15 protein-coding genes and 1 pseudogene are annotated in these 15,854 nt (G+C 48.2%); 7 read left to right on the top strand and 9 right to left on the bottom strand.

Going from position 1 to position 15,854, the window contains the following annotated elements; translation table 11 throughout:
• Positions 1-23: 23 nt before the first annotated feature.
• The 5 genes from ELR70_RS23760 to ELR70_RS23740 form a co-directional block, all read right to left on the bottom strand.
• Positions 24-269, bottom strand: a complete 246-nt coding sequence (locus ELR70_RS23760) for a YheU family protein (protein WP_054017642.1) — start codon at positions 267-269, stop codon at positions 24-26.
• 8 nt (positions 270-277) lie between these two features.
• A complete protein-coding gene (locus ELR70_RS23755) occupies positions 278-1,267 on the bottom strand; it encodes a hydrolase (protein WP_054017645.1) in 990 nt (329 codons plus the stop codon).
• A gap of 508 nt (positions 1,268-1,775) precedes the next feature.
• Positions 1,776-1,916, bottom strand: a complete 141-nt coding sequence (locus ELR70_RS23750; RefSeq protein ID WP_010386996.1) for a DUF3149 domain-containing protein — start codon at positions 1,914-1,916, stop codon at positions 1,776-1,778.
• A 118-nt stretch (positions 1,917-2,034) separates the two neighbouring features.
• A complete protein-coding gene (locus tag ELR70_RS23745; RefSeq protein ID WP_054017641.1) occupies positions 2,035-2,478 on the bottom strand; it encodes a TIGR02444 family protein in 444 nt (147 codons plus the stop codon).
• A complete protein-coding gene (locus tag ELR70_RS23740; protein ID WP_054017640.1) occupies positions 2,472-4,394 on the bottom strand; it encodes an ATP-binding cassette domain-containing protein in 1,923 nt (640 codons plus the stop codon). Before ELR70_RS23740 ends, ELR70_RS23745 begins: the two co-directional genes overlap by 7 nt.
• A gap of 160 nt (positions 4,395-4,554) precedes the next feature.
• Between ELR70_RS23740 and ELR70_RS23735 the strand changes: the two genes are divergently transcribed.
• Complete coding sequence (locus ELR70_RS23735) at positions 4,555-4,755, top strand: YheV family putative zinc ribbon protein (protein WP_010386993.1); 201 nt, start codon at positions 4,555-4,557, stop codon at positions 4,753-4,755.
• Between the two features lie 28 nt (positions 4,756-4,783).
• Here ELR70_RS23735 and ELR70_RS23730 read toward each other — a convergent pair whose 3' ends face one another.
• Both ELR70_RS23730 and ELR70_RS23725 read right to left on the bottom strand, forming a co-directional pair.
• Positions 4,784-4,996, bottom strand: coding sequence for a SlyX family protein (locus ELR70_RS23730; protein WP_054017639.1), 213 nt, complete (start codon positions 4,994-4,996; stop codon positions 4,784-4,786).
• A 2-nt stretch (positions 4,997-4,998) separates the two neighbouring features.
• Positions 4,999-5,991: a hypothetical protein gene (locus tag ELR70_RS23725; protein ID WP_054017638.1), complete on the bottom strand. Its 993-nt coding sequence runs from the start codon at positions 5,989-5,991 to the stop codon at positions 4,999-5,001.
• Between the two features lie 269 nt (positions 5,992-6,260).
• Between ELR70_RS23725 and fkpA the strand changes: the two genes are divergently transcribed.
• Positions 6,261-7,031 (top strand): FKBP-type peptidyl-prolyl cis-trans isomerase, encoded by a 771-nt coding sequence (gene fkpA / locus ELR70_RS23720; protein WP_054017637.1) that lies wholly within the window; start codon positions 6,261-6,263, stop codon positions 7,029-7,031.
• Positions 7,032-7,129: 98 nt separating this feature from the next.
• Here the strand turns inward: fkpA and ELR70_RS23715 are convergent, their stop codons facing one another.
• Positions 7,130-7,603 (bottom strand): Rsd/AlgQ family anti-sigma factor, encoded by a 474-nt coding sequence (locus ELR70_RS23715; RefSeq protein ID WP_054017636.1) that lies wholly within the window; start codon positions 7,601-7,603, stop codon positions 7,130-7,132.
• A gap of 642 nt (positions 7,604-8,245) precedes the next feature.
• Here ELR70_RS23715 and hemE point away from each other — a divergent pair.
• Positions 8,246-9,313, top strand: coding sequence for a uroporphyrinogen decarboxylase (hemE, locus tag ELR70_RS23710; protein ID WP_046006930.1), 1,068 nt, complete (start codon positions 8,246-8,248; stop codon positions 9,311-9,313).
• Between the two features lie 239 nt (positions 9,314-9,552).
• Here hemE and speE read toward each other — a convergent pair whose 3' ends face one another.
• Positions 9,553-10,419: a polyamine aminopropyltransferase gene (gene speE / locus ELR70_RS23705; RefSeq protein WP_054017635.1), complete on the bottom strand. Its 867-nt coding sequence runs from the start codon at positions 10,417-10,419 to the stop codon at positions 9,553-9,555.
• Positions 10,420-10,660: 241 nt separating this feature from the next.
• Here speE and speA point away from each other — a divergent pair, with 241 nt between their 5' ends.
• The 4 genes and pseudogenes from speA (at position 10,661) to ELR70_RS23685 (ending at position 15,766) form a co-directional block, all read left to right on the top strand.
• Positions 10,661-12,541: a biosynthetic arginine decarboxylase gene (speA, locus tag ELR70_RS23700; protein WP_054017634.1), complete on the top strand. Its 1,881-nt coding sequence runs from the start codon at positions 10,661-10,663 to the stop codon at positions 12,539-12,541.
• Between the two features lie 154 nt (positions 12,542-12,695).
• A pseudogene (locus tag ELR70_RS23695) lies at positions 12,696-13,618 on the top strand (acyltransferase).
• Positions 13,619-13,643: 25 nt separating this feature from the next.
• Complete coding sequence (locus tag ELR70_RS23690; RefSeq protein ID WP_054017632.1) at positions 13,644-14,564, top strand: acetyltransferase; 921 nt, start codon at positions 13,644-13,646, stop codon at positions 14,562-14,564.
• Positions 14,561-15,766 carry a mechanosensitive ion channel family protein gene (locus ELR70_RS23685; RefSeq protein WP_054017631.1) on the top strand — a complete coding sequence of 402 codons (1,206 nt, stop codon included), beginning with the start codon at positions 14,561-14,563 and terminating at the stop codon, positions 15,764-15,766. The genes ELR70_RS23690 and ELR70_RS23685 overlap by 4 nt, the downstream gene beginning before the upstream one ends.
• Positions 15,767-15,854: the final 88 nt, after the last annotated feature.

Here is a 15,854-nt window from a genome sequence, read left to right as displayed (position 1 = left end):
TCAGCCAGGCTGGCTGACCGCATTTATTCGTAGTCGTATTCCTGTGTCTGCATGGCCTGGAACTGAGCTTTTGAGACAATATTCACCGACTCGTGTAGCTCTGAATAAACCAGTAAGGCTTCACCCGATTTGAGTTGAGCGTGAACCTGTTCGACCTTGCGTTCTGTACTGATTTCACTATCACCATAGTCGGTGCCTTCACGCAGCACATAATGTTCAATCAGGTTGCTCAGTGTGGTTGGGTCCAGTTGTTGGTATGGAATGATCATAGTTTCTTTTAAACCCGATGAGTTAGTAATGAATGCAAATAGGCCGGTACAATCTGTTCAAGCCAGAAAATCGGCTTGAAAGGATTACGGCCTGCAATAAAGCCGACATGACCACCACGCTGAGAGACTGCCAGGGTAACCTGATCACTGATCTGATCCTGTGTGGGCACCGCACGGCTCGACAGCATGGGATCATCTTGCGCATGGATCAGCAAAGTTGGTGTGGCTATCTGTTTTAGATAGGGTTGAGCACTGGCCTTGGCATAGTAATCTTCAGCACCTTTAAAACCGTGTAATGGCGCCGTGATCCGCTCATCAAATTGCCACAGATCGCGGATCTGTTTTATCTCATCCCGGCCGATCTGTAAGGCGTGCTCTATCTGATCAAACTTACGGGCGAACGAGCGCTTCATGCGATCCAGCAAGTATTTTTGATACAGCTTAAAACAGCTTTTGCGGATCACCTGACAGGAAGAGGACAAATGGTAGGGCGCAGAGATCACGGCGGCACCATCCAGTAGACTGTTATTACCTTGCTCTCCCAGGTATTTGGCCAGCACATTACCGCCAAGCGAAAATCCCACCGCATATAAAGGACGTTCTGCAAAACGTTGCTTCAAAGTACGGAGCAGGAAGTCGAGGTCGCCCGTTTCACCGCTGTGATAGGCTCTGGGCTGACGATTCACCTCTCGTGAACAGTTGCGGAAGTGCATCAGGACGGCGTCCAGTCCCGTTGCGTTCAGAGCACGTAGCAAGCCCTTTGCGTAGAAACTATTGATGTTGCCTTCCAGCCCATGCAGGACTACAACCAAGGGGGCTTGTTGATCCCCTTTATTGGCCCAGGCCAGTTCTAAAAAGTCATCATCGGGTGTTTCTAGGTGCTCATAACGCACATCGACTTTCAGGGTTGGTCTGAACATGCGGGGCAAAATAGTTTGCAGGTGACGGTTGCGCATCCACCAGGCGGGTTGAAAGGTTAACTCTGACGGCTTTAACATGTGGTTCGTATTTCCTGTAAATACCTCTGCAACGGCGAAGCTCAAACTCATACCCAGAGTGGCATCGTGTTTTGTTCCTGTGTTGTCCGCGACATTGGCGAGACTGGTATGATGAGCCTGAAATGGGATCAGTGTATCAAACTGGGGGAAATAACCCAAAAAATGTTCGGGTAATACCAATTTGCTTAATTAAGTGTTCTATTTTGGGGCGAGAAAATATGGTCGATAACACCGCTCCCGCGTCCTGCTACCGCTGAGGCACCTACATCCATATAGGCGAGGCGAAAATTTTGCTATTTAGTTGTTCTAAATGAGAAATTTTTAACGCCGTTAGCGTCATATTTGCTCCGTCAAATTGAACAGGTATTAAGTGAAATTGGTATAATAAAAAGCACCCGACCAGCAGGGCTGATAAGGTGCTTTGTGCGTCGTGCTTAATTCTAGAACGGGAACTAATTGCTTAACGTTTTAACAACATGTTTCGAATAACATAAAAGAGTGTCGACTGTTACTCAGGTACTTCTGCTTCTTGTACTTTCTTGATGAAGTAGTAGACGTAGAAACAACACAGTACGATTACCACGCCCAAGATGCCGAAAGAGAGAAATAACACTGGGTCAGTAAAAAAGTCTCTGAAGAATACGTTCATGTCTGTGCCTCCTGATTTGTCGATGAGGTAATCTTAGTCGAGCACTCTCAAGGCAGATATGATCAAGATCAAGTTTCACCAGTGCCCATGCGGGACTTGGTAAATTGCTTGATCCCGATCATGTTTTTGCGGGGATACAGGCTTGTTGAGCGGGTGTCAGGTAGTGATTTAGATTGTCCGGTGACGGGTTAGGCTGTAGAGGATGTTGATTGAGGTAGTCGATAAGCAGAGACTGTTGCAGCTTCTCCTGGGCCAGCTCCGCTTTGAGCATGTGCTGACGCAGTTCAGCATAAGCCTGGTAGTGCTTATGCTGTTGCTTCAGTGTGGCGCGTACTTTACGTTGGGGGTGCAAAACGCAGCGGTCAAATGCTTCGCACTCCGTGCACAGTTCTGCAAACTGCTCAGCTGTGAGCGTGATACCGAGTTCGTCGAGATACATCAGCAACAAAATCAGGTTCACATTTTTGTGTTCAGCCTCTTGCAGCGTGAGTAGTGCACCCTGCATACCTGCACGGGCATACTGGGTGCAGGCAAAGGTCCAGAAATCTTCGGCATCTAGCATATTTCGCCACTTTGCTCGAAGTGAGCCTGTTTCTCTTCCAGCTCTTCAAGCGCCAGTAACAGGGCTTCCTCGGTGTCATTCAGCTGAGGTGTCAGCTTAGCCTGTTGAGCCAGCAGCTCACTGAGTCTGCCTTTATTTTGCTCAGAGTACAGGTCGTTGTCGGCCAGTGCTGTTTCCACCTCACCTAGCGCAGCGCTGAGCTTATCCAGCTCTTTTTCGAGCTTATCTATCGATTTCTTCAGCGGTTGAACGGCCTTGCGGAACTCGGCTTCCAGGCGTTTCTGCTCTTTACGGTTCACACTGGAGTGGGCTTTGTCTTCACTGCTGTCTTTGCGCACCGCTTCTTTATTGGCGTTTAGTAGCCATTGATAGTAGGCATCCAGGTCATAGCCAAATGCACTCACCTCGCCCTGATCAACCAGGTAATACTCGTCTGCGGTATGTTTAAGCATGTGGCGGTCGTGCGAGACGGTGACCATTGCACCCTCAAAGCCTTGCAGTGCCATCACCAGTGCATGGCGCATTTCCAGGTCCAGGTGGTTGGTTGGTTCATCCAGCAGTAACAGGTTAGGCTTTTGGTAAACCAGCATGGCCAGCACCAAGCGCGCTTTTTCACCACCTGAAAATGGCTTGACCGGTTCCAGCGCTTTGTCACCGTTAAATGCAAACCCGCCCAGGAAGTCACGCAGTGATTGTTCACTGGCTTGCGGGTCGAGACGTTGCAGGTGCGTCACAGCACTGGCACTAAGATCCAGCGATTCCAGCTGGTGCTGGGCGAAATAACCAATCTTTAGCCCCTGATGCTGAAACACTTCCCCTGCCTGCGGTGACAGCTCACCTGCGAGCAGTTTAATCAGTGTTGATTTACCTGCACCGTTACGGCCCAGCAGTGCAATACGGCTGCCCGGCACCAGGTTGAGTTTGATTTTGTGTAAGATAGTCACATCGCCATATCCGGCCTGAGCCTGATCCAGTGTCATCAGTGGATTAGGCATGTTGTCCGGATTACTGAACTCAAAACTGAACGGAGAGTCGGCATGAGCCGGTGCCAGTTTTTCCATGCGCTCCAGCGCCTTAACCCGGCTTTGTGCCTGTTTGGCTTTACTGGCTTTGGCCTTAAAGCGGGTAATAAACTGCTCCAGGTGGGCAATGGTGGCTTGTTGTTTTTCGTATAACGCCCGTTGCTGCGCCATGCGCTCTGCTTTTTGGCGCTCAAACTGAGAGTAGTGGCCTTTGTACACATTGAGCTGCTGCTGGTCGACATGCCAGATCTGATCGACTACAGCATCGAGAAATTCGCGGTCGTGTGAGATCAGCACTAGAGTGCCCTGATAGGCTTTTAAAAAACGTTCCAGCCAGTATACAGCATCGAGATCTAGGTGGTTGGTTGGCTCATCCAGCAGTAACAGGTCGGCATCTCTGATCAGTGCCTGTGCAAGATTCAGACGCATTCTCCAGCCACCTGAAAAGGCGCTCACGGCATCGCTGAGCTGTGCATTGCTAAATCCTAAGCCATGCAATAGCTCTCCTGCTTTGGCTTCAATACCATAGCCGCCAACCACTTCTATTTGCTGATGCAGACGGGCTTGTTCGGCGCCATCGCCGGAAGCTTCCGCACTGTGCAGCGCACTACGCAGGGCATAATATTCCGAATGACCCTGCAGCACGTATTCCAGAGCGCTGACAGCCAATGCTGGCGTTTCCTGTTTTACGGATGCAATGGACCAGTCTTTCGGAATTTGCAACTCGCCTGCATCGAGGTGCAATTCTGATTTGAGCAAAGCAAATAGGGAGGACTTGCCACAGCCATTGGCCCCGACCAAACCCACTTTGTGCTGCGGGAATAAGGTGGCACTGGCATTTTTCAGCAGTGTTTTACCACCGCGCATAAGTTCAATAGTCGAAAGCTGGATCATACCGTTACATCACTGTTTGATTATGCACGCATCATAGCACGGATCCCCGAAGACACTCCAAGCGTATCAACAGTGAGTAATATAGGATAAAATACACCAAAAGGGCGAACTGCCCATACTGTGAGTTGTAAACTGAACCACAAACCTGAGGTAACTAAAGGTGAGAAAGAAAAAGCGCTTTATTGCAGGAGCATCCTGTCCTGAGTGTCATGAAGCTGACGTCATGATGTTGTACAAAGAGCATGACGTGGAAAAGGTTGAATGTGTGAAGTGTGGTCATATCATGACGCAACCGAAAGAGGCTGTTCAGGCTTCAACGCGTCAGTTTGAACAGGTTATTGGTGTGTTCAGACCTGAATAATCGGAGCCAGAACGACTCCGTAACATTATCAATAGTGTGGCGGAGGCGGCTCCTGATGCTGTGGCATCATACCTGAGTCTTTACCTTCTTTAATCTTTTCTGCCAGTAATTCAATCTGGCGCTGCATTTTGGCAAGGCGTACCTGATGCGCACTCAGTTCATTGTTTAAAGTCTCTATGGTATCGTCCTGAAACGCCACTTTGGCTTCCAGCTCATTAACGCGATTTTCGAGTTCTGTCATGGTTACTCTCTTGCAAATTGTTCTAACAGGCCGCTGGAGCTTTCTGTCAGCAGGGTTGCATCGTCACCTGTAAATGCGACATCAAAGACAACTGCTGACTTGGGGCGGCTCCCCTGTCGTGGTTTTACGCGCCAGGTAGCGAGTTTTTCACCGTCTTCAACCTGCCACAGGGTGAGTTGTCGGTTTGGTGAGCCTGTTGCAATTAACCGTCCATCCTGATTAAAACGTACGGCGCTGAATATCTTTTGCCGCGCAATATACTGCAATTGCGCTTTGATTTCACCTGAAGTGAGCTGCCAGATACTGGCCTTTTTCATACTGTCTGCGGTAAATGCATAGCGCCCTTCGGGGTCCAGCGCGACCTTAGTGACCCGGCTGGGGTGGTTAAAGCGGTGGATCACCTGTCCAGTACGGGTGTCCCAAAAGTAGGCGCTGTAATCGTTGGCGCCGCTTAAGGCGAAGTGGCCATTGGGCGACAACGCTATACTATTTATTTTTTCTTGATGACCAAGGAACTCTATGCGTCTGCCGCTATCTAAGTCGAGATGCACGACGACGTTGTCGCTGCGTCCGTAGAGGATATAGCGACCTTCGTTGCTGATTGCGATGTCTCTGATGGTACCTTGTTCTATCTGGTAATAACCAATATTCTGCCCGTCAGACAAGCGCCAGATGGCAAAGCGATCATTGGCTGCGGTGACGGCGCTGGAATTATCGTGGGCAATGGCCAGTGAGTGAACCAGTTCATCGGCCTGTTGAGACTGGGACCACTGATATTTCAGGCCATGTGTGGTGTTGTCCCATAAAACCACCCCGTGTTCGATGGATGACACTAAACTGTAACGCCCGTCGTGTGAAATAGCGGCGGCGAATGCGCCTCGGGTGGCATGCTCGACGGTTAATAGGGCGTCAGAGCTGTCCCCTGAGCAGCCAGATAGTGATGAAGTGATGAGTAAAAAGGCATATTTTGCATTGTGCCGTAAAATTTTGGGCATAAATTCGGTATTTCCTCTTAACTCCATGATTTGCACCGAGTAGACTAGTGGGTAATTTGCAGAGGCCGCTCAACTGATATTAGCCTATCGGTACATGAATGTCGCCGATCACGAAATGAATTTTCAGTCAAATTAGAGAAATTTGGCTTTATGCGCTTCGGATGTTAATGTGGCATCCACCCTTTTTAAGATTAATATAATTTTAACAAAGACACCCAACCAGGATAGTGATAGTCGCACTCTGAGCCTGGGTTTGTCGGAGAGAAAACATGAAACACACAATTAAGTTATCTTTAGTGGCTGCCGCAGTTTTGGCACTGACCGCTTGTAATCAAAAAGCAGAAGAAAAAACGGCCAAAGTTGAAGAAGTGAAGCTGGAAACTGAAGTTCAGCAACAGGCTTATGGTATTGGTGCATCGGTTGGTAACTTCCTGCAAAAAGACATGGCAGACAAAAAAGAGCTGGGTATTGAGTTAGACCAGGCTCTGATCATGCGTGGTTTCAAAGATGCGCTGGATGGCAATGCAAAACTGGACGAAGCGAAAATTCGTGAAGTGCTGACTGCATTGGATTCATCGGTACGTGAAAAGCAAACTGCAAAAGCACAAGCAGATGCTGAGAAGAACAAAGTGGAAGGCGCTGAGTACCTGGCCGCAAATGCTAAGAAAGACGGTGTGACAGTAACCGAATCAGGTCTTCAATATGAAGTACTGAGCGAAGGTGAAGGTAAAAAGCCAGTCGCCACTGACATCGTTAAAGTACACTACAAAGGCACTTTGCTGGACGGTTCTGAATTTGACAGCTCTTACTCACGCAACCAGCCTGCAACTTTCCCTCTGAACCAGGTTATCGCTGGCTGGACTGAAGGTCTGCAGCTAATGGCAGTTGGTTCTAAGTATAAGTTCACTATCCCTTCAGAGCTGGGCTACGGTGAACGTAACCTGGGCAAAATCCCTGCTAACTCAACACTGGTATTCGAAGTAGAGCTACTTGAAATCCAGGAAGAGAAAGACCACGGTCACGCACACGACTCTGAGTAATATGTTGTATCAGCCTTGTCGATTGAGGGGGCTGAGAAAACAGACAATAAAAAAGGACCTGAGCGGTCCTTTTTTATTGGGTCTTCAGTCAACGTATATCAGTCTTCACTGTGGTTGGCATAGAGGTTATCAATCAACTCATCTTCGAGTGCAAACCGTAATTCCAGTGCTTCTCCCAGTTCTGAGAGATCCTTATCAAAATCTGACATCAGATTATCTGATTGCATTTCTGCGTACTTGTCGTTGAAGTCCAGTGCCAGGTCGGTTGTATCTGTGATCCGGGGATACAGAGACTGCGCCAGTTTCAGGCTTTGCGGGCCTTTTTCTTTACAGGCTGCAACCAGGTTATCATAAATTTCAAAGTGCCCGGCTGACAGGTAATCCATCAGGATCTGACAAAAAGTCTGGATCTGTAGCTGGTCAGGCAGGGCATGGTCATCCTGTTCGAAAGGTGACAGTCCTGCAACTTTACAATACAGCAGCAAAAGCTCCTGTCGCTCAGCTAACCAGTTGTCGATAACGCTATGGCTACCTCCCCACCTTTGTTGGGCTTGTTCTAAGCGTGACAGCATAGTTATCTCCTTAGCGGGTCATTATCTGCCCGTGGCTTGCCAAAAATATCGGCACAGATTGACCTAAAAAGGGGTCAAAACTTGATAGTAAAAACCGAAACCCGGTTATGCCGAAATTGTTTATCTGACCTCTATAAAAAGGAAAACTGATGAAAAGGTCAACCTCTTTTTTTACCAAGTGAAGAATTTACAGGAAGTGTTTCTGATGTAGGTTCGGTAATAACTCTTGTTTACAGGTCAAACAGTTAAGTCTTGGCAGGAATGACTGACAATATGTTTAAAAAAGTTAAACAAAAAAGCCGCCCCAGGTGGTATTCCTGAGCGGCTATCAATGCAGTTTAGCAATAGAGCTTTATTATTATTGGTTTTAAAGGTGTTTTTATTCTTCTTAGCGCAGCAAATTTATAGCAAGCTTTTACCCTTGTTGCAAACAGTTTAATCGAGTGTTTTAAGCTTGGTTTGTAATCTGTTGAAGTAAAAGGGTTTTAATTTTGTCGTTGTTGAGCAAAAATCAGTCCCTCTCTCTTGGTTCTGTTAATCCAGATCATACTGACGGGAATTTGCATGCTGTTTCAATAGTGACGTATTCAAGTTAATGATACAATCTGAGCAATTTTTACAGCATTGGAATGAAATTACGCTATGAGCGAGTTGAAAAATGATCGTTACCTGCGCGCGTTGATGAAGCAACCCGTAGATGTTACGCCCGTTTGGATGATGCGTCAGGCTGGCCGCTATCTTCCTGAGTATCGAGCGACCCGTGCGCAAGCCGGAGACTTTATGAGTCTGTGTAAAAACGCAGAACTGGCCTGTGAAGTGACCCTTCAGCCGTTGCGTCGTTACCCGCTTGATGCGGCGATCTTATTCAGCGACATCCTGACCATCCCGGATGCGATGGGACTGGGCCTGTATTTTGAAACCGGTGAAGGCCCTAAATTTGAGCGCCCAATCAGCTCGCTGAGCGATGTACAAAAGCTCCCTAAGCTGGATCCAACTGATGAACTGGGCTATGTGATGAATGCCGTGAGCACCATCCGTCGTGAACTTAAAGGCGAAGTGCCGTTAATCGGATTCTCAGGCTCGCCGTGGACACTGGCGACATATATGATTGAGGGCGGCAGCAGCAAGACCTTTGGCAAGATCAAGAAAATGGCGTTTGCCGAGCCTAAGACCTTGCACCTGCTACTCGATAAAGTCGCGGATTCCGTCATTGACTACCTGAATGCACAGGTCAAAGCTGGTGCTCAGTCTCTGATGATCTTTGACTCATGGGGTGGCGTGCTGAGCCCACGTGACTACAAAGAATTCTCGTTACAATACATGCATAAGATCGTAGATGGTCTGATCCGTGAAAACGATGGTCGTAAAGTACCGGTCACCTTGTTCACCAAAAATGGCGGCCAGTGGATTGAAGCCATTGCGGCAACGGGTTGTGATGCAGTTGGTCTGGACTGGACAATCGACATCGCCGATGCCAGACGCCGCGTGGGTGACAAAGTCGCATTGCAAGGCAATATGGACCCGTCTATGTTGCATGGTACACCAGAGCGTATTCGTGAAGAAGTACAGCATATCCTGTCTGGCTATGGTCAGGGATCAGGACATGTGTTCAATCTGGGTCATGGTATTACTCCAGATGTGGACCCTGAGAATGCAGGCGTGTTTATTAACGCCGTACATGAATTCAGCCGTCAGTACCATCAGGAATAACTGACAGGCAAAAAACAAATAACCCGGCATCTGCCGGGTTTTTTATACCAATTTGCTTAATTAAGTGTTCTATTTTGAGGCGAGAAAATAGGCTCGATAACAAGGCGAAAATTTTGCTATTTAGTTGTTCTAAATGAGAAATTTTTAACGCCGTTAGCGTCCTATTTGCTCCTTCAAATTGAACAAGTATTAAGTGAAATTGGTATTATGTCTGGACAAACGCTGCCAGTGAGCAGGTATTAATCTTTGCTTTCAAAAGCACGGCGCATAAACCCAGGGGTTGCCAGCGCACCTTTGTGTACTCCGGTGTTGTAGTACTCGGTGTCAAAGCCAGCTTGTTCGGCATCCTGTTCGCGGAAGCCGTTAAACATCTCGCCTTTACGTGCCAGCGTTGCTGACCACAGACCACTTGGGTAGATAGGTTGCGGGAATGGCAGCGTTTGCAGATCAACAAAACCGACATCCAGCATGGCCTGGCGCATTTCTTTCAGTAACGTCATGTGCATCAGTGGTGATTCGCTTTGCTGAACCAAAATACCGCCCGGACGCAGTGCTTTCAGGCAGCTGGTGTAAAATGCATGGTTAAACAGGCCCTCGCCAGGTCCGACCGGATCGGTACCATCGACAATAACCACATCAACTGATTCAGGCGCTGCGTTGTGCATATATTTGATGCCGTCATCAAACATCACAGTAGCACGTGGGTCTTCGTTAGAGGCGCACAGCTCAGGGAAATACTTTAACGACATTTGCGTAACGACCTCATCAATGTCGATTTGGGTTACGGTTTCTACGTCCGGGTGCTTGAGTACTTCACGCAATGTTCCGCAGTCACCACCGCCGATGATCACCACATTCTTTGGAGCAGGATGAGAAAATAAAGCCGGGTGGCTCATCATTTCATGGTAGAAAAAGTTTTCCCGGGTGCTGACCATGGTACAGCCGTCAATGATCATCAGATTACCAAAATCTGTAGTCTCATACATTTCAACATTCTGAAATGGCGACTGGATCTCGTCCAGTTTACGGTTGACGCGCAATGAGAACGCGCTGCCATCACGGTCGCTGATCTCAGTAAACCAGCGGTTTGCTTCTAAATTTGACATTGTTGCCTTCATGCAGATGTAATTTTCAGAGATTTTGCCAGCGCTTTCGCCTCAGCTCAATCTATTTTAGCGCATAAACGACGACTCGGTTAGGAACAGGGTCCGGTGAAAAAGTTTCTCCGCCCTGGAAGCGCTCCAAAATAGCGGATTTGTTTTGTTGCTTAGTCTGGCAAAAGATTGTCACATCTTGGCCTTAAGTATTAAAATATGCAGTCTGTAAAGCTAGTTAATAGAGATTGCCATGACCTGGGGTTTGCAAACCGCACGTGCTACTTATAACGTCACTCACTGGAGTGAAGGATATTTTGACATCAATGAGCAGGGGGAGCTAGTTGCCTATCCCGATGGCGATCGCGCAAAACCGGCTATTTCTCTGGTTGAGTTAACCGATCGCTTCAAGGAGCAAGGCCTGACGTTACCTGTACTGGTACGATTTACCGATATTCTTAATAGCCGCGTTGAAACCATGACACAGGCTTTTTCACAGGCCACTGCTGCCAAGTCTTATCAGGGGCAATATACCTGCGTTTATCCTATCAAGGTGAATCAGCAGCGCTCCGTAGTCAGTAAGCTGCTGGCACATCCGAGTGGTCTGGTTGGTCTTGAAGCGGGATCTAAGCCCGAGCTGATGGCGATTCTGGGGATTGCCAAAGATCCCATCACCATTGTCTGCAACGGCTACAAAGACAGCGAGTTTTTGCGTCTGGCAATGATAGGTCAGGCGATGGGCCACAAAGTGCAAATCGTGATTGAAAAACTCTCTGAGCTGGATACTTTGCTCAAGGAGATCTCGATTCTGGGCATTGAACCGGCCATTGGTATTCGTATTCGCCTCAATTCCATTGGTAAAGGAAAGTGGCAGAACACAGGCGGAGAAAAAGGCAAGTTTGGTCTGACGGCCAGTCAGGTACTCAGCGCGGTAGACAAGCTCAAAGCGCAAGGCAAACTGCACTTAATGCAACTGGTGCACTTTCATATTGGCTCCCAGATAGCCAATATCCGCGATATTCAGCGCGCACTGCGTGAGTGTGCCCGCCATTATGCCGAGCTGTCTCAGCTGGGGGTGCCATTAAAAACAGTCGATGTGGGTGGTGGTCTGGGTGTGGATTATGAAGGTTCCGGGTCTCGCAGTGCCTGCTCAATGAACTACACCGTGGCTGAATATGCCCGTAATGTAGTGGGGGCTTTTGCTGAAGTGGCGGAGCAGCACGGGCTGCGTCATCCGGATATCATTACCGAATCCGGCCGGGCACTGACGGCACACCATGCGGTGCTAATCACCGACGTAATTGACGTGGAAAAAGCGCCTTATCAGGCCAACCCCAGTGCGCCAACGCAATCAGCACACCATATACAGCAGGAGCTGTGGTTATCACTACAAAGATTGACTCCCAGGCTTGCGATAGAAACATACCATGATGCCATGCACCTGTTTGGTGATGGTCATGATCAATATGTTCATGGTTTGATAGGCATGCAGCAGTGGGCGCAAATTGAGCAGCTGTACTTCACTATTTTACAAAGAGTTAAAGAGTGCCTGAATATCCATTCACGCTCTCACCGTGAAGTATTAGACGAGCTGAACGAAAAGCTGGCTGATAAGCTATTTGTGAACTTCTCGCTGTTTCAGTCCTTACCCGATGTCTGGGGGATCCAACAGTTATTTCCTGTGATGCCTATTGCAGCGTTGGATCAACCACTCACACAACGTGCGGTCATCCAGGATATAACCTGTGACTCAGACGGTCAGATCCGTGAATATGTGGAAGGGGCTGGGATCGAATCTAGCTTGCCTATCCCACCGTATCAGCCTGGTGAGCAGTACCATATCGCGATGTTTATGGTGGGAGCGTATCAGGAAATCCTCGGCGATTTGCATAACTTGTTTGGCGATACCGATTCGGTTCATGTTGAGCTCACTCAGACGGGCTACGAGTTGAGTAATGCCATCAAAGGCGACAGTGTGGAAGATGTGCTGAGATTTGTACACTATGACAAAAGCGCACTGGCAGAGAATTTTACCACGCAAATCTCTGCACTGACGGTTGATGAGGCAACTAAAGCCGATTATTTGGCGCAGCTGCATGCTGGGCTCAGTGGCTATACCTATTTTGAAGACTAAGTTCCCGTCCATTCGTAAGTAAGTACCGGCTGCCCCACGAACCTTGGCAGCCGAGGCCCCGGTATGATGTAATAGGGCCAGCTTGTTTTTCTAAATATATGGTCTGAGTGTGCGATTACTCACACCATCGTCAGTCGTAGTAAAGGAACATTGCATGTCGTTAATCCGTCAGGTGCTGGGGTTACTGTTATACGCTATTAATACATTGGTCTGGTTTATTCCTATTTTTTATTGGGGGTGATCAAACTCTTACCAATCGCGCCTTTGCAAAAAGTCGCCAGCCGCATTGCCAAAGGGTGTGCCAGTTTGTGGGTTGCAGGTAATAATCTCAACCAATCGGTTGTTTCGCCATTTCAACTCAATGTGTCGATGCCTGAGAGCGTGAGAGCGAAAGACTGGTATCTGGTAATTGCCAACCATCAGAGCTGGGTAGATATATTGATCTTGCAGCGGGTATTGCACCGTAAAATCCCCTTTCTGAACTTTTTTCTGAAAAAAGAATTGCTTTACGTGCCTGTACTTGGACTTGCCTGGTGGGCGCTTGATTTTCCGTTTATGAAACGGACCAGTAAAAGTCAGCTGAAGAAAAACCCTAAGTTGCGTGGTAAAGACGTTGAAACCACGCGTAAGGCATGCGAAAAGTTTAAAACCATGCCGGTGAGTATCGTCAACTTTGTCGAAGGGACACGTTTTACTGAGCAAAAGCATCAGCGCCAGAGTAGCCCGTTTAACCACCTGCTCAAACCAAAAGCAGGCGGTATTGCATTTGTGATGCAGGCAATGGGCGAGCAGATCAATCAGGTGGTGAATGTGACCTTACATTACCCCGGAGGTATTCCCAGTTTTATGGACTTTGTAGCTGGGCGCGTTGATGAGGTTAGCGTGCAGATTGAGCTGATGCCTGTCAGTCAGGACTTGATTGGTGACTATAGCAATGATAATGAATTCCGAGTGCGTTTCCAAAGCGAACTGAACCGTCTGTGGGCGCAAAAAGATCAGCAGCTAGAGGCATTGGCGGCGAATCACAGCCGTGCTGAAGTGTCTGCCAAGCAGCATGAAAAGTCGCAGCAGTCCTGAGCGTTGTTCAGGTGAAGGAGGTGGTATGTTGAAAAGGTTTTTACCAGCCTGGGTAGCCGGAATGCTGGCTACTATGATACTGCTGGCCAACACCCTATTGTGGGGAGTTGTCGTATTTGCATTGGGATTGATAAAGTGTATTTTACCGCTGCGCAGTGTGTCAGACTTGTTGCACTGGGCATATAAAGGCTGGTGTCGGGGCAATCGTCTGGGGCTTCAGCTTGGTTGTGCCGAAATTGTACTGGACTTGCCTGAGCAAATGAGTGAACAAGCCTGGTATATGCTGGTGGCCAATCATATCAGCTGGTTAGACATTGTGGTGCTCAGCGCACTTGACCGACTACCTGCTCCTAAGTTTTTCCTAAAAGACGAACTCAAGTATGTGCCGCTGATCGGCACCGGAGCGTGGGCGCTTGGAATGCCTTTTATGAAGCGTGCAAGCAAGGCGCAAATCGCCAAAAACCCTAAGCTTAAAGGGATGGATGTAGAGCGCACGCGGCACAGTTGCCGGCACTTTCGACAGCACCCAACGACGGTGATTAACTTTGTCGAAGGAACCCGCTTTACCGCTCAAAAACATCAGCGTCAGGGGGGAGAGTTTCACTATTTGCTCAAGCCCAGAGCGGGTGGAGTGGCGTTCGCGTTAGAAGTATTAGCACAGCAACTCGATGGTATGCTTGACGCTACGGTGATTTATCAGAGCCCGGATCAGCATATTTGTCGTAGCTTTATGTGTGGCAAATTGCAGCGCATTGACGTGCGTATCCGATTATTATCGATGGCTGGTATACCGCAGGGCAACTACCAAACAGACAAGCAATACCGGGTGGTATTTCAGGCTTACCTGAATCAGCTGTGGCTCGACAAAGATGCACTGCTGATGGCTTACTGGGAGCAAGAGCAGGGACAAGGCGACATGTGTGTTGATGAGGTAAAGCAAGCATGAAGGTAACACACCTCAGTGAAGTGCTGGCTCCCTGGGTTGGCTCAACCTCTTATTCAGGTTTGCTGATATTGGGTACCAATGTGCTTGCACTGGTGATCTTACTGTTGGTGTTTTGGTTGATCCGCCAGTGGCTACTGCCGCGTATTCAGCACTTTTTAAGTGAGTACTCAACGTCTAAAATCGGTTTTCTTGCCCCTTATCTGAGTAAATTCAGCGGACGTTTCTCGCTGGTGATGTGTACGCTGATGTTTATTGCGTTCAAAGAAGCGCTGTTTATTGCGCCGGTGTGGTTATTTAAAGTGCTGGGCGTGGTCTCTCAGGTTTTGCTGGTGATCAGCATAGGCTTCTTGCTGAGCAGTTTGGTTAACATAGTGAACGCAATTTATAACCAGCAGCCGTTCGCTAAAAGTGTTCCGATTCAGAGCTTAGTGCAGGTCAGCAAACTGTTGATCTTTATTGTTTGTGCTATTTTGGTGATCAGCCTCGCGATAGATAAATCGCCAACGTATATTTTGTCTGGGTTTGGTGCCATCGCTGCCGTTACCTTATTAGTGTTCAAGGATACCATCCTTGGGCTAGTGGCCAGTATTCAGATTGCGGCTAACCGCCTGCTGGCGACCGGAGACTGGATCCAGGTTGATGCATTTGGTGCCGATGGTGAGGTGATCGAAGTGGGTCTCAATACCGTGCGTGTGCGCAACTGGGATAATACAGTAACCACTATTCCTACCTATAAGATCATTTCTGACTCATTTAAAAACTGGCGGGCCATGCAGGAGTCCAATGGACGTCGGATAAAGCGCGCGATCTATATTGACTTTGACTCCATCCACTTACTGAGTCCGGATGAGCTGAGCGCGCTGAGCCAAGAGTTGCCTGAGGTGGCAGAGATTGTGCAGCATAGTACTGAGCAGCGCTGGAGTAATGTGTCTTTGTTTCGCCGCTATGCCGAAGCTTATCTGAAAACGCATCCACAAGTGAATCCGGAATGTTTGTGTATGGTACGAGAGTTGGCCCCCACGCAGTATGGTTTGCCTGTAGAGTTATACTGCTTTAGCCTGGATAAGCGCTGGGTGCCATATGAGCATTTGCAAGCTGACTTACTTGATCATGTACTAACGATGATGCCCTATTTTTCGTTACGACCCTACCAGGTTATTTCAAGTCATCAAAACGAAATAAATCACAAAAAACCAGAGTAAGCGTCGAAACCTTGTGTTATCTTAACGATTCAGATTTTATCTTTTTATGACATATTTGTGACATGGAAACGAGTTAGGTTGCTGAGTT

The organism is Pseudoalteromonas sp. R3 (genome assembly GCF_004014715.1).
Taxonomy (GTDB): domain Bacteria; phylum Pseudomonadota; class Gammaproteobacteria; order Enterobacterales; family Alteromonadaceae; genus Pseudoalteromonas.
The sequence above is the reverse complement of the archived record's forward strand: the minus strand, read 5'-3'. Positions and strand labels throughout refer to the sequence as shown.